This is a genomic window from Pseudoalteromonas sp. 31A1 (assembly GCF_011378815.1).
Lineage (GTDB): Bacteria > Pseudomonadota > Gammaproteobacteria > Enterobacterales > Alteromonadaceae > Pseudoalteromonas > Pseudoalteromonas arctica.
Genome location: NZ_WTKY01000015.1, coordinates 73305 through 87460, shown reverse-complemented (window position 1 = coordinate 87460; position 14156 = coordinate 73305). Strand labels below are relative to the sequence as shown.

Sequence of the window (14156 nt, the reverse complement as noted above, 5' to 3'; positions counted from 1 at the left end):
AACTTTAATAGCTAATTTTAATAACTAAGATAGCGCTTTATATTTTCGATCATACGTTCTATTTTGTGGTTATCGTGTGTTTCCAATACTTCCATAAATTGGCCAATCGCCTCGCCAATTTCACGCCTTTTATCTCCTAGGTTTTCTTGAAACAAGCGCTCTAATTTTGCTTTAAATGCAGTATTTACCAGTTTATCTTTAGGCAAAACCTTAAGTGCGTTAAGTCGTGCAAAACGTTCACGCAATTCACTTTCGCTCAGGCTTTCTTCATTTTCACCTACATAAGTACGGTATTTTTTGCCACTTGCAACATTAGTCACTTCAACCTCAAGTACACCATTCAGGTCGTAGGTATAAGTTAAATATAACTCTTGTACTATATTTAACTGCTCAAGCTCTATTTCTAAATCACCTAAAAAAACATTATCTTTAGGGAGGTAATGTTCACCTTGGTAAATTTTAATTAGGACTTTTTCTTGTTCTGGGTGAGCTGAATAAACAGAACGAGTTTCGCTTACGGGAATAGTTGCGTTACGCTCTATAATAGGTAAAAACTCAGACTGACCATGTTTATTATTTACCTCAACTCCTAAAGTGAATGGGCAAACATCAGTCATTATTACATCTTTTAATTCTTTATCACGTGCGCTCATACCTGCCTGAATTGCAGCACCGGTGGCAATAGCATGGTCAGGGTCATATTGGGTTTGTGGTATACGTGAAAATACACGACTAATTTGCTGCTGAAAAATAGGCATACGTGTAGCGCCACCAACAAGAATAAGCCCATCAACGTCTTCAAGTGTTAAATCGGCGTCAGACATAGCACGGTTAATAGGAAACTTAATACGTTCTATTAACTCGCTACACAATGTACGGTAATCTTCGAGCGTGAGAGTATATGGGTATGTTTTTTCTTTATATTCAAAGTTAAAACTCGCTACTGGCTCGTTAGTTAATTGGCACTTTAAGCGCTCACACAAAGACCAAATATTACGATTTTCACTATCTGAAAAAAAACCTCTGTATAAATCATTTTTCTTATAAAGGTCTTCTTCAATTACGTTAGTAAAGTCGTTACCGCCTAGGTAGTTATCACCTGCTGAGGCGTGTATTTCAAAAATATCGTTAAACACCTCAATAACCGACACATCAAATGTACCGCCACCAAGGTCCAGTACTAAGTAAGTTTGCTCACAGTCTTTATTATCGAGCCCATAAGCGAGTGCTGCGGCGGTGGGTTCGTTAAGTAATCGCTCAACTTTTAAACCTGCAAGCAAAGCGGCTTGTTGCGTTGCTTGGCGTTGTTTATTATTAAAATAGGCAGGTACCGAAATAACAGCCTCAGTGATTGGCTCTTGCAAATAATGTTCGGCTTGCTCTTTTAGGCTTTTTAATAAAATGGCAGATAATTCCGTTGCGCTATAATTTTGTTCGCCCAATGAAAAGGTTTTATCAGTGCCCATAAAACGTTTAAATTCTGAAATGGTATGTGCAGGGTGTGTTGCTAATCGATCCCTAGCGGCTTGGCCTACAAGAATATAATTGTCTTCCGACAAGCCAACAATTGAAGGGACGAGCACATTGCCCTCCATATCTGGAATTAGCTTAACGGCGTTATCTTGCCAAATTCCAACTACGCTATGAGTTGTACCGAGATCTATCCCTATCTTCATTTTATTTCCCTTACAGAATGACTTAAATCATCGCTACGCTAAGTTACTGAATACATAGCCTTAAAGACAGAACCTTAAATTCAACTTAGTTTCGCACCGATATCATTGTACAGTTTAATTAAAAACCTATTATTAATATCTGATTGAAAATTATACGCTTAACTTTATTTTATTCAAAATGTCAACGAGCGGGTGTTTATTTAATGTATAAGGAAAACTTAATTGAAGAACAGCCACATTCTAGGTATTACTTAAGAACTGTGCAGATTTACTGTTAGTGAAGTCAGGTTATTAAATATTAAAGAGTAACTTACTTTCAAACAGCATTAAATCTTAGTTTAAGAACAGTTAAAAGATATTGGATAGCATAATGTAACAGAGTGCTTAGATTGAAATTAAAAAAAATATGAAACTTTGGAAGTAAAGTTTAGAACTATCTGGACTAGTTTCCCCGACTGCTTTGTGCCAATAGCGGGCCTTCAAGGCTTGAATCTGAAACTCTGTTGGGTGGCGCCTTCGGCTTAACCAACCTACCTTTTGACGTAGGTTGGATAAGTGGCGAAGCCACACCATCCGACAAAAATGATGAATTGACTAGCAACAACACGACTTACCGCGTTTATGTTGTCGAGTGGCCAGAAAGTGCCATTCAAACTGAAAGTGGCAAAAGGCAAGACGCGACCCCATTATCCCTTACTATCAGTAATTTTTAATATTGAGTTATCTGTATACAAAGTCGCTTACATCTAAATTACGAAGGGTAATATCACTCTAAAGTGACAATTAATGTCTTTATAGAAGCTAAATTATTCATGCACGTACCGACTAGAACATAAGGACATACTTTGTGCTTCTATGTAATGTAATTTACTGGGTTAATAGGAAGTACTAAATGAAATAAGTTAAAACATGAACAAGAGAAAGTAAAAAACTCTTTGACTTTAAGGACTATATGGAAAGGCGACAAGTTTAAAAGTAGACTTATAAATTTCTATTAAACTCGATCAGATTTAAATTATGCTGTGAGATTTAGCTTACATACGCTAAAGAGAAAGGTTGGTATAATCGAATGAACTTAGGGATGATTAAAATTTTATGGCAATGAATGTAGTCGAAAAATGTGATTGTGGGCATGAAATTAGCATTGGAGCTACATCATGTAATGTTTGCAATAATCACGTAGGCTTTCCTAATGTAAGGAAGGCTATCCATGAAGAGCAGGCTCTTGCCAACAGATATATGAATGCAAATGCTTCTGTTAAGCTGAAAGGGCTTGAGTCTAAAAAAGAGATGCTTGAAAGTGCCATGGATAACTCGTTCGTGATAATGAGTAGAAACCTTGTGGATTTAATTTCAGCCCTAGGAGACAATCGAATGATCTCTACATTTCACCAGCAAGTCGCAGGGAATGCTCGTAATTATGAAAATAATGAATATGATCCAAAAAGAGACGGCTACGAGTCTATTGTTAGCCCTGGCTATTATAGAGATATTCATTATGGAATTTTATCGTTAACTGACTCTGGTAGTTCTTATTATGGTGGCGCTTCAATTAAGCTCAATACAGCTTTTATAAAAAATAGAACAACTTTTTTTGAAGAAGATGTTTACACCTTTGTTGAAAAACATCAAGTTAGTGCTACGTCGAATCCTCCAAAGGGCTACAGAGCAACCTGGGATAAAAAAAATACTTTGGCAGTTTGTAAATTACATTCTAAGTTTTCTGCTAACCAGACTGTTGAAGAAATGAAATCACTCCTTTACTCTGAAGAAAACAACATGGATTATATTGAAGCTCATATTCATGGCACAATTACTAGCCAAATTTTCGAGAAAGTAACTATACTTGATAAGGATGATAGCATGGTTACTTGTGCAAAAATCTTGCTTTCAAACAAGAATATTGAATTTCAAGTTAGAGGTGAATAATGGATGTTTATGTTTCTAGCTCAGCTGGCCTAGCTCTTAATTTTAATGGTAGCGCTGTTTCTATGTATAAGCATGGAACACCGACTCAAGAGGAAATTTCTGTAGAGTCAGCGAACTCTATATTAAAAAAGAATAGTTTTTATAGTGTAACTGTTCGTGACAAAAAACATATACGTCAGCGACTTTATCGTGACACACAAAACTCTCAAAGCTTGCTTTTATTTCTAATGCTGTTTGATGGTTCTATAGACAGAGAGTCTAAGCTTCTTCTAATTAAAGAGCTAGATTCTGTATTCCAAAAAGATGATGAGTGCTATCAGTATGTTGCAAATGTTATGTACAGTAGAAACTTAGAGCTCTTCGATGCCAAAAAACTACCAAATTTGGATGATGATACTAGCTTTTGCGTAAAGCTGTTAAATTCGCTCATATCATCACAAGATAAAATAAAAACCTTAACTATTTCAATAAATGACTTATGCTATGAATATTCATACGGCGCAAAAGTTAGGTCTCTTATTGAGGGCTTTCTTGTTTCTAAAAAGATTTCAGAAAAACTATTTTCTGGAAACTTGGAGCTCGTGCAGCTTCAACAAGAATTATTGTTTGAGCTGACCCCAAAATTAAAAGAGTTATCAGATAATGGTGCAGTTCCTTTTACCAACCAATTAAAATCTATTTTAGAATCTTATTGCGATAGTGAGTCTAGGAAGCAACCTAGTAAGTCAAAAAATATTTCTAGCATGATGGATAATTCTAGCTTGGTGACCGAAAAATTTATAAGAAGTAAGCCAAAGCAAGCGCATATATCACAGACTGGCATTCTAGAGTCCGTGAATAAGAAAATTGACAATATTAAAAAGCATTTAAAAAATGGCCGGTATGGAGTTTTAACACAAGAAATAGATTCTTTAGTCGAGTATCAATTGTTTAATGGTGGTAATCAATACGCTGCGATCTCTTTATGCCGCTTATCAGAGAGTGCCAAACGATTAACACTATTTGATTTACAACTTGAGTGGTCTCTGAAAGCCTCTAAATTGGCACCAGAAGATTATAGAACCTATGGGCATGTTGCCGATGCATATCTGAATTTAGAAAATTATCATGAAGCAATGAGCTTTTTTGAAACTTGTTTAGATGGTGATGTTGATAGCTATCTGTTTGGAATCGTCGGTAAGGCTAGAGCATACGTTGGAATGCATAACTTTCCTCAAGCTTGGGAATGTATTACCGAAGCTGAAAAGTTTAATGACAAAAACGCTAATATGCTATTTGTTAAAGGAGATATGTTACGTGCAGCAGGTAGGTATTCCGAAGCTCTTGAAGTTTACAGAATTATTCAAAGAGAAGTGCCTGAAGATTCAAAAGGGTATTTAGGTGAAGGCTCTGTGCATGCTGAATTAAAATCATACGATAAAAGTTTAGAGGTTTATTCTCAAGCTTTATCATTATATTCAGATCGTGAAACCCAAAGAGTCGTTTATTGTGCAATGTCATATATATATGCCAAAACGGGTAAATTTGATACAGCAGAAAAACTAATTAATGAAGCTTCTTGTTTCTCTACTTATGAAGATATTTTTACAGATTTGACTAAGGCTAGAGTTCTTCACTTTAAAGGAGATACAGCGAAAGCTTGTCTTTTCTTAACAAAGGTAGCAACTGAAAAGCCGCATTTTCATGAGTTGCACTCAGAATTACTATACTTACTGACAAGCAAAAAAGATTATAAATCAGCGATTCAACATTATAATTTAATTACTAATGACTTTAAAAATAAACCATCGATACAACTAAAGTATGCAATGCTGAGGAAAGCTCAAGGGCTTTATTTAGAAGCATTAACTATATTAGATGAACTTAAAAAAAGTCACCCAAAATATACGATGGGTCTTGTTGAGAGAGCAAGAATATTAAAAGAGCAAGGTTTATTTCAGGCTTCTAGAGAACAATACAAAGAGGTTTTATCATTTAACTCATTAGATAGCCGCGCTCTCCTTGGGATTCAATATTTAAATGCTTTGACTACGGAAAATGGTCAAAAGCAGAGGAAAGAAGCCTATCCAAACGACTCTAAAGTTTCAAATATTGAAGATATTGAAGATATTGAAGATATTGAAGGTTTAAATGAGGCTGTCGAATTTGCAATTATAAAACTAAGTTCAGACGCCAGAGCATCCAAAAAGATTATGTTGAAGGCATACCATACTAAACTTAATTTTAAAGGAATTTACGGAACTCAACTGTCGGCTTGCTTATCAATAGCTAGTTTAAAACAAAAACAGAATAAAGCTGCATTTAGATTTGTAAAAAAAGTTGAATCTTATAATGACGCATTGCAAAAAGCTATTATCTACGGTGAGCAGGGGAAAAAACACTTAGTCCTAGATGCACTCAATGCTAATGGAGTCATATACCCAGAGTTTGCTCAAGGTTTAAAAGAAATGGTTATAGAGAAGTATCTTAAGGCACAAAACGATGATACATATACTTTAGAATGTTTACTCGATGAACAATTAAAAGTTATTTATCGTGCAGCCTAAATAATATAGAGCTTAAAAATATCTGAAAAAATTCTTATTGAAGAGCACATAATTCATTACTTTTAAATTGGCCGTAAATGATTGCGGCTAATTTAAATAAATCGTTTTAACGAAACAGTTTTTATCATATTGTTATTTGTGTTATTTGTTAGTTTCAATAAATATCATCTTAAATAAACTTCAGTAATCTCAGTCCTAAAATGTCCCATTTCTTGTGAAACTGTCTCTAATGCTATTTGTTATGGATACTGGTTAAGTATCAACTCTAATAGCCTTTCTTGTGCGTAGCTATGCCTAAGGCCGTGAGCACCGTTGGAAAATGAAAGCGTACGGTTTGATGCTTTATTAAATGAATCCGACCACTTTTTACCGCCTCCTATATCGTAGCGCTGTAAGTAGTTAATTTTTCTATCAACGACAGTGACAGGTTGATTAAATTTACGAAGTTTCAATTTAGCTGATAAATCGTGGGGTATTAGTACTTCGCGTATTAAACCTCCTTTAGGTGTCACGGTATTAGTACAGCATTTCTACCAGACCATTTTGAATCAAAAGTTTGCCGTTTAGTTTCATCATTGTGGTATTTCATATTCAGTGATTTACATAGTTTTGACTTACATAAAATGGGCAACGCTAAAGGTTACTTGCATTGGTTGTTAAGCACTTTTACACTCATTATTTTACTGGTTCAATAAAATGTCTAAATACGAGAGTGATTCTGTTGAAGCGCAATATCAACCTGGATCTGAAAGGCTAGTTTTAGCAAACAAGTTAGCGATCGTTGATGAAGCGGAGATGGATGATGTTGAAGCAGTTCTTTTAATTAAGCTATATGAAAATATTTTTACAACGGCTGACTCAGAAAGTGTTACTTTTTCTTTTCAAAATGTGGCTAGTTGGCATAGGCAATGGCTAGGTAATGTATATGAATGGGCAGGGAAAATAAGAAGTATTGATATGGGCAAGGGCGGATTTCAGTTTATGTCGCCTTTACAAATTGAGAAAAATATTAGGTTATTTGAAAATGAGTATTTATCTCGATTTAATAAATTACCAGAAATGACAAATGAAGAGCTAGTGGCATTTTTAGCCCAGAGCCACGTTGAGTTTATTTTAATTCATCCATTTCGCGAAGGTAACGGTAGGATAAGCCGTTTATTAATGGATTTTTTGTGTAGTAAAGCTGGTAAAGGAACGCTTGATTATAGCTTGTGGGACGAGCATAAAGACTTTTATTTCAAGTCAATTCAAGCGGGTGTAAATAGAGATTACCAACACATTGAAAGGCTTGTGAGAGATATAATTAAATAGCGAGTGAAAGAGACTCGTATTTGAGTTTGTTTGCTTTTAGCTTTTTCTCTATTGTTTTAACTGTTTCGCCCGTTTCGATGGCAGTAGAGCTAGCAACAGATCTTAAAATCATACTCTTTGTGATTTTTTTCTTATTTTTACTCATTTTACCACCTCAAATAAATATGTATCTGGAATTAACCTTACACCTAGATACTCGTGATATCAATTAACGTTATAAGAATTATTTTACGGAAGTATTGAAAGCTCAGGATTAGGTTTGGATCTAAGGTTAGATGTTGTTAATTGGTCGGTATGGAGAGATTCGAACTCTCGACCCCTGCCACCCCATGACAGTGCGCTACCAAGCTGCGCCACATACCGACTTTGTATGCAATAGTACGTGTATTTTTTTAAAAATCAATAAGCGATTGTTTGTTTGGATGTTTATTACGCAAGAGGCATAAAATAGCTCTCTTGCGGTGTATTAATTGGCTAGTCTTTATTTAACCACTTTTTGATCGAGTCATACATCTCATCTCGTATTAATGGCTGGGCTTTTTTGTTAGGGTGTAAACTATCGTTTTGCATTAGATCAGATTGGCTGGCAATATCTAGCATAAAAAAGTTCATTAAATGCGCATTTGTTTCTTCGCTAACGTCTGTAAAAGTGTCTGTAAACATTTTGCTATAACGCGGACCGTAATTAGGGGGAATGTAAATCTCCATTAAGGCGGTCATCGCATTAGCTGCTTGGCTTTTTTGAATAAGAGACGTTAAGTTAGCTTGCATTTTTTTAACTGGAAAACCACGTAAACCGTCGTTAGCACCTAGCTCAATAAGTACATGAGTGGGTTCGTATTGCTCAAGCAATGCATCTAAACGACGTAGGGCGCCTCCAGATGTTTCGCCACTAATACTGGCGTTGATAAGTTCTATGTCGGTTTGTTCGTCATCGTATTTATCTTGTAACAATTTTACCCAGCCTTCTTCTTGTTGAAGTCCGTAGGCTGCACTTAAACTGTCACCGAGTATTAAAATCGTGTTGTTGGCTGCTGCACTCAGCGGTTTGATAACTAAAAATAAAATGAATACTAAACGTAGGATTGAATGAGTCATATGTCAGCGCTTTCTCAATTAAATATAATACAAGTTAATGGTTTGTCTAAAGTAGTCTCTACCTTTGAAGGTGAGCTGCCCATCCTCAGCGACATCAGCTTTAATGTCAAGCATGGCGAGTCTGTTGCTATTGTTGGCACGTCGGGCTCTGGTAAATCTACGTTACTCAGTTTATTAGCAGGGCTGGACACTGCAAGCAGCGGCGAAATATTTTTAGATGGCGAGCCATTACACAATTTAGATGAAGAAGAACGTGCTGCACTGCGCGCGGCTAAAATTGGATTTGTGTTTCAATCGTTTATGTTAGTACAGAGCTTAACTGCACTTGAAAACGTTATGCTACCAGCAGAACTTGCTGGCGAAAGTGATGCGAAAGAGCAAGCAATAGCTCTACTTGAAAAAGTAGGCTTGAGCCATCGAATTGATCATTACCCGTCGCAGCTATCTGGCGGTGAGCAACAACGTGTTGCTATAGCGCGTGCTTTTATTGGTACACCTAAAATACTGTTTGCTGATGAGCCTTCGGCTAACTTAGACAGCAAAAACGGTAAAATGATTGAATCCTTATTATTTGATTTAAATACTCAACATGGCACTACGCTTATTTTAGTTACTCACGATGAAGGGCTTGCACAAAAATGTGAGCATATTATTCAAATAGAAGCGGGTTTACTGGTAAAAAGCGAAGTAGAGGACGTTGCCGATGTGGGTTAAGTTAGCGCTTAAGTTATTTTCACGAGAATTTCGCCGTGGTGAGTTAACCGTTATAAGCGCGGCTATCGCACTTGCTGTTTTAACCGTACTTACACTGTCGATGGTTACTGAGCGAATAGGGCAAAGTATTGCACAAAAAAGCAGTGCTTTTATTGCTGCAGATCGCGTTCTAGCCAGTGATCATGTGCTTGACACTGCTTTTATTACTAAAGCACAGAGCCAAAATTTAAAAACGGCGCAAATGGTGTACTTCGACACTATGTTGTTTGCCGATGATGAAATGCAGTTTAGCTCAGTAAAAGCGGCATCTAATGCGTACCCGTTAAAAGGGCAGTTAAAAGTTAAAGATACCTTAACAGGTGAAATTAAGGTTGCTAATAGCGGTCCAGCGCCTGGTAATGTGTGGCTAAGTGAGTCAGTATTTTACAGTTTAAACATTGATATAGGTGCGCAAGTAGAACTTGGCGCTGCATTATTTAATGTTTCAAAAGTTATTGTAGAAGAGCCCGATGCGCCATTTAATGTATTTTCAAGCAGCCGTCGTGTGCTTATTAATATTGACGATGTGGCAAAAACCGAAGTTGTGCAACCGGGTAGTCGTGTTTATTACCGCCAACTTTATGCCGGTAGTGAGGCTGACATAAATAGCTTTTACGAGTGGCTCAAACCACAAATGAAAGAAAACCAACAATGGTACGGCGTTAAAGACCGTCAATCACCTATTTCAAATAGTTTAAACCGCGCAGAGAGCTTTTTATTGCTCGCTGGCTTATTGGGTATTATTTTAGCCGCAGTGGCTATAGCCGTTTCAGCAAAACGTTATTGTGAACGCCAATACGATCCAGTAGCGATGATGAAAACGCTAGGCGGTAGCCGTTCAATGATCCGCAAAATATACATGCTCCATTTATTGCTTGTATGTGCAATGGCGGTAAGTATTGGGCTTTTAATTGGTTATGGCTTGCAAGAAATAGCAACAAGTTACTTATCAAAAAGTATGGGCACAGAGCTACCTTTAGGTGGCTTTAAACCTTGGCTGGTGGCTATAAGCACTGGCGTAATTTGTGCTGTTATGTTTTCTATTAAACCGTTATTTGATTTATTTGATATTCCACCGCTTAGAGTGCTGCGCCGTAACTTAGGTGACAAGTTGGCAGTAAGTCGTGTGCATTTAGGCATGAGTGCGCTAACTGTGTTTTTATTAATGTGGTTATTTAGTAACAACATAAAAATAACGCTTATTTTGTTTGCCTCAACGCTTGCGCTAATTGGTGTGTTGTTTTTGATATCTAAATTAATATTTGGTGGCGGTCGAAAATTAGGGCTTAAGCCAGGTAACAGTTGGTCGCTTGCAATTGCATCTATTCAAAAGCGTGCAAATGTGAACGCGGTACAGTTAATTAGTTTTTCGTTAGCGATTAAATTACTGCTGTTTTTAGTGGTACTTAAAAACGACATGATATCTGATTGGCAGTCGCAACTACCAAACGATGCGCCTAATGCATTTTTAGTTAATATTACGCAAAATGAGCTTGAGCCAATTAATGAGTATTTAGCACAAAAAGATATTCAGGTATCAGAGTTTTATCCCACTATTCGTGGACGCGTAAATGCGGTAAACGGCGAGTTGGTAGCACGTTCTGTATCACTGCAAGACAACGAGAAAAAAGACGAAGAAGCACGTGCAGGTATTGGCCGCGAGCTAAACCTTACATGGCTTAAAGATGTGCCTGACCAAAATGAAGTAACACAAGGCACGTGGTTTGGTGAAAATGCGATGGCTGAAGCCTCAGTAGAGGAGTCGATGCTTGAGCGTTTAGATGTTGAGATAGGCGACACGCTTACATTTTTAATTGGTTCGCAGTCGTTCGACGCTAAAATCACCAGTGTGCGCAAAGTTAATTGGGCCACGCTTAAACCTAACTTTTTTATTATTTTAAGCCCAGATGTACTTGCAGATTTTCCGGCAACGTATATTTCGTCGGTACGTATAAACCCAGATCAAAAGCGTGATTTTAGCCAGTTATTGCGTACTTACCCTACTATTACAGCGATTGATATTGATAACTTTGTTAAGCAAATACAAACAACTATTTCGCAAGTATCACTCGCCATTGGCTTTGTACTTGCAATTGTTGTGCTGTGTGGCGCGCTTGTACTTATATCGCAAGTGCAAGCTAGTTTAGGTGAGCGTATGCAAGAAATTGTCATACTGCGAACACTTGGCGCTAAAAGCCGATTAATTAAAAACGCGACCTTGTACGAGTTTTTATTACTCGGCGGTTTAGCTGGCTTAGTTGCCGCATTTTTTAGTGATATAGCGCTTTTAATTGTGCAGCAACAAATGTTTGATTTAGCAGGTAAGTTACATCCGCATATATGGATTATTGGTCCGGTAGCTGGCGGCGTATTTGTGGCTGGTTTAGGCTATTTAATGATTGCCCGAACACTTAAACAAAATACCCAAGGATTAGTGCGTGCCCTAGGGTAAGCTTAAACTAACATGCTCCTTCAAATGCCCACCTAACACGTGGGCATTTTTGTTGTTCTTTGTACTGGTAATTTATACAGTGCTCTGGCATTATTAGCGTAATTTAAAAATAATAACAATGGAGTGCTGTTTGGCCATTATTTTAGGGATCGATCCTGGTTCACGTTTGACCGGATATGGCGTTGTTGCCCACCAAGGCTCTAAATTTACATACTTAGGCAGTGGTTGTATTAAGTTAGCCGATCATCCTTTCCCGGTTAGGCTTAAAATGATCTATCAAGGCATTACACAGCTTATTGAGCAGTTTTCACCAGAAACCTTTGCCATTGAAAAAGTATTTATGGCGCACAACCCCGATTCTGCTTTAAAACTAGGCCAAGCTAGAGGCGCTGCTATTGTGGGCGCTGCAATGGCCGACTTACCCGTATTTGAATATTCAGCTAGGCAAATTAAGCAAGCTGTAGTAGGCAACGGTGGCGCTGATAAAACACAAGTGCAACACATGGTAAAAAATATTTTAAAACTACCCGGTACACCACAGGCCGATGCAGCTGATGCACTCGCTATTGCGATTTGCCATGCTCACTCAGAACAAAATTTAATTAAACTAGCGGGTAGCGCAAGCAAAACCGTTAGAGGACGTTTAAGGAAATAACTATGATAGGCCGTTTAAATGGTATTTTAGTCGAAAAACAGCCACCAGAAATCTTACTCGAAGTAAGTGGTGTAGGTTACGAAGTACAAATGCCAATGACCTGTTTTTACGATTTACCAAAAATTGGTGAAAACGCGATTGTTTATACGCACTTTGTAGTGCGCGAAGATGCTCAGTTATTATTTGGTTTTAATAATAAAGTTGAGCGTGCCTTATTTAGAGAGCTATTAAAAGCAAATGGCGTAGGGCCAAAACTTGGTTTAGCTATTTTATCGGGTATGTCAGCTAAGCAATTTGTGAGTTGTGTGAATAACGAAGACTCAACATCGCTTGTTAAATTACCGGGTGTAGGTAAAAAAACAGCCGAGCGCTTAGTACTCGAAATGAAAGACAGATTAAAAGATTGGGGCAATGATTTATTTACGCCATTTAGCGATAGCGCAGTAATAGAGCCAATGAGCGATGCGACAATTGCTAATAATGCAGCAGACGATGCCGTATCAGCACTGCTTGCGTTAGGTTATAAATTGCCACAAGCTCAAAAAGCAGTAAAATCGATAAGCAAACCCGATATGTCTACTGAGGTTCTTATTAGAGAATCTTTAAAATCAATGTTGTGAGTAACCCATGATTGAAGCGGATCGCTTAATTGATGCGACTGAAAAAACAAATGAAGACTCTATAGATCGTGCAATAAGACCAAAACTTTTAGCCGACTACAGAGGCCAGCCTCATGTTAAGCAGCAAATGGAAATTTTTATTGAAGCTGCTCGAACCCGTGGTGAAGCGCTCGATCATTTATTAATATTTGGCCCACCAGGGCTTGGTAAAACCACGCTTGCAAATATTGTAGCCAACGAATTACACGTAAGTATTAAAACAACATCCGGCCCTGTACTTGAAAAAGCAGGCGATTTAGCTGCGTTACTTACTAATTTAGAAGAAGGCGATGTACTGTTTATTGATGAAATACACAGACTAAGCCCGCAAGTTGAAGAAATACTCTACCCAGCAATGGAAGACTATCAGCTTGATATAATGATTGGTGAAGGCCCAGCTGCGCGCTCTATTAAATTAGACCTACCAGCATTTACACTTATTGGTGCAACCACACGAGCAGGCTCACTTACATCACCACTTCGTGATCGTTTTGGTATTGTACAGAGATTAGAGTTTTACTCAGTAGAGGATTTATCACATATAGTAGGGCGCTCTGCACATTATCTTGATTTAGAAATGTGCGACGACGGCGCAACCGAAATTGCGCAACGTTCACGTGGTACACCACGTATTGCGAACCGTTTATTACGCCGTGTACGCGATTACACACAAGTAAAGTCTGACGGCACAGTAAACGCCGAAGTAGCTAAGCAAGCGCTTGATATGATTGACGTAGATAAAAGCGGTTTTGATTATATGGATCGCAAATATTTACTCGCTATAATTGAAAAATTTATGGGCGGCCCTGTAGGGCTCGACAATGTAGCGGCTGCTATTGGCGAAGAGCGTGAAACAATAGAAGACGTAATAGAGCCATTTTTAATTCAGCAAGGGTTTATTCAGCGCACACCACGTGGGCGAATAGTGTCAGACATCGCATACCATCACTTTGGTTTACTTCCTAAAAAAGACTAGCCTATGTACTTTACTTGCTGTGGTTTATTGCGCAGCAGGTAATTGACTTAGTATCCCTTTCTTTCAAATATTTATACGGCTGGTATTTTACCCAAAACCTC

Annotated in this window: 12 protein-coding genes and 1 tRNA gene; 8 read left to right on the top strand and 5 right to left on the bottom strand. The window is 37.7% G+C overall.

Annotated elements, in window-relative coordinates; translation table 11 throughout:
• Nucleotides 1-17: 17 nt before the first annotated feature.
• Nucleotides 18-1676, bottom strand: coding sequence for a molecular chaperone HscC (locus GQR52_RS14140; protein ID WP_165728857.1), 1659 nt, complete (start codon nucleotides 1674-1676; stop codon nucleotides 18-20).
• 1095 nt (nucleotides 1677-2771) lie between these two features.
• Between GQR52_RS14140 and GQR52_RS14135 the strand changes: the two genes are divergently transcribed.
• Together GQR52_RS14135 and GQR52_RS14130 are read left to right on the top strand one after the other, a co-directional pair.
• Nucleotides 2772-3605, top strand: a complete 834-nt coding sequence (locus GQR52_RS14135; protein WP_165728856.1) for a hypothetical protein — start codon at nucleotides 2772-2774, stop codon at nucleotides 3603-3605.
• Complete coding sequence (locus tag GQR52_RS14130) at nucleotides 3605-6151, top strand: tetratricopeptide repeat protein (protein ID WP_165728855.1); 2547 nt, start codon at nucleotides 3605-3607, stop codon at nucleotides 6149-6151. Before GQR52_RS14135 ends, GQR52_RS14130 begins: the two co-directional genes overlap by 1 nt.
• Nucleotides 6152-6390: 239 nt before the next feature.
• Here GQR52_RS14130 and GQR52_RS14125 read toward each other — a convergent pair whose 3' ends face one another.
• Nucleotides 6391-6663 (bottom strand): hypothetical protein, encoded by a 273-nt coding sequence (locus GQR52_RS14125; protein ID WP_240914478.1) that lies wholly within the window; start codon nucleotides 6661-6663, stop codon nucleotides 6391-6393.
• A gap of 184 nt (nucleotides 6664-6847) precedes the next feature.
• Between GQR52_RS14125 and GQR52_RS14120 the strand changes: the two genes are divergently transcribed.
• Entirely contained in the window at nucleotides 6848-7462 is a 615-nt protein-coding gene (locus GQR52_RS14120; protein WP_165728854.1) for a Fic family protein, read from the top strand.
• On the opposite strand, the gene GQR52_RS14115 is transcribed toward GQR52_RS14120, so the two are convergent.
• From GQR52_RS14115 to GQR52_RS14105, 3 genes are all read right to left on the bottom strand, one after another.
• Entirely contained in the window at nucleotides 7455-7607 is a 153-nt protein-coding gene (locus tag GQR52_RS14115) for a hypothetical protein (protein ID WP_165728853.1), read from the bottom strand. The genes GQR52_RS14120 and GQR52_RS14115 overlap by 8 nt on opposite strands.
• A gap of 141 nt (nucleotides 7608-7748) precedes the next feature.
• A tRNA-Pro gene (locus GQR52_RS14110) sits at nucleotides 7749-7825 on the bottom strand.
• Between the two features lie 111 nt (nucleotides 7826-7936).
• Nucleotides 7937-8560: an arylesterase gene (locus tag GQR52_RS14105; protein WP_165728852.1), complete on the bottom strand. Its 624-nt coding sequence runs from the start codon at nucleotides 8558-8560 to the stop codon at nucleotides 7937-7939.
• Between GQR52_RS14105 and GQR52_RS14100 the strand changes: the two genes are divergently transcribed.
• From GQR52_RS14100 to ruvB, 5 genes are all read left to right on the top strand, one after another.
• The gene (locus GQR52_RS14100; RefSeq protein ID WP_165728877.1) at nucleotides 8561-9274 is read left to right on the top strand and encodes an ABC transporter ATP-binding protein; all 714 of its coding nucleotides are present in this window, start codon (nucleotides 8561-8563) and stop codon (nucleotides 9272-9274) included.
• Nucleotides 9264-11765 carry an FtsX-like permease family protein gene (locus GQR52_RS14095; protein ID WP_165728851.1) on the top strand — a complete coding sequence of 834 codons (2502 nt, stop codon included), beginning with the start codon at nucleotides 9264-9266 and terminating at the stop codon, nucleotides 11763-11765. Before GQR52_RS14100 ends, GQR52_RS14095 begins: the two co-directional genes overlap by 11 nt.
• 130 nt (nucleotides 11766-11895) lie before the next feature.
• The gene (gene ruvC, locus GQR52_RS14090) at nucleotides 11896-12420 is read left to right on the top strand and encodes a crossover junction endodeoxyribonuclease RuvC (protein WP_002960649.1); all 525 of its coding nucleotides are present in this window, start codon (nucleotides 11896-11898) and stop codon (nucleotides 12418-12420) included.
• A 2-nt stretch (nucleotides 12421-12422) separates the two neighbouring features.
• Entirely contained in the window at nucleotides 12423-13040 is a 618-nt protein-coding gene (gene ruvA, locus GQR52_RS14085; RefSeq protein ID WP_002960647.1) for a Holliday junction branch migration protein RuvA, read from the top strand.
• A 7-nt stretch (nucleotides 13041-13047) separates the two neighbouring features.
• Nucleotides 13048-14055 (top strand): Holliday junction branch migration DNA helicase RuvB, encoded by a 1008-nt coding sequence (gene ruvB / locus GQR52_RS14080; RefSeq protein WP_165728850.1) that lies wholly within the window; start codon nucleotides 13048-13050, stop codon nucleotides 14053-14055.
• Nucleotides 14056-14156 lie beyond the last annotated feature (101 nt).

Bases quoted from the DNA above. Each gene is read 5' to 3' on its own strand.
- ruvB (WP_165728850.1), top strand. From the start codon at position 13,048: ATGATTGAAGCGGATCGCTTAATTGATGCGACTGAAAAAACAAATGAA.
- GQR52_RS14120 (WP_165728854.1), top strand. From the start codon at position 6,848: ATGTCTAAATACGAGAGTGATTCTGTTGAAGCGCAATATCAACCTGGA.
- GQR52_RS14105 (WP_165728852.1), bottom strand. From the start codon at position 8,560: ATGACTCATTCAATCCTACGTTTAGTATTCATTTTATTTTTAGTTATC.
- GQR52_RS14140 (WP_165728857.1), bottom strand. From the start codon at position 1,676: ATGAAGATAGGGATAGATCTCGGTACAACTCATAGCGTAGTTGGAATT.
- GQR52_RS14100 (WP_165728877.1), top strand. From the start codon at position 8,561: ATGTCAGCGCTTTCTCAATTAAATATAATACAAGTTAATGGTTTGTCT.
- GQR52_RS14135 (WP_165728856.1), top strand. From the start codon at position 2,772: ATGGCAATGAATGTAGTCGAAAAATGTGATTGTGGGCATGAAATTAGC.
- GQR52_RS14115 (WP_165728853.1), bottom strand. From the start codon at position 7,607: ATGAGTAAAAATAAGAAAAAAATCACAAAGAGTATGATTTTAAGATCT.
- ruvA (WP_002960647.1), top strand. From the start codon at position 12,423: ATGATAGGCCGTTTAAATGGTATTTTAGTCGAAAAACAGCCACCAGAA.
- GQR52_RS14095 (WP_165728851.1), top strand. From the start codon at position 9,264: ATGTGGGTTAAGTTAGCGCTTAAGTTATTTTCACGAGAATTTCGCCGT.
- GQR52_RS14130 (WP_165728855.1), top strand. From the start codon at position 3,605: ATGGATGTTTATGTTTCTAGCTCAGCTGGCCTAGCTCTTAATTTTAAT.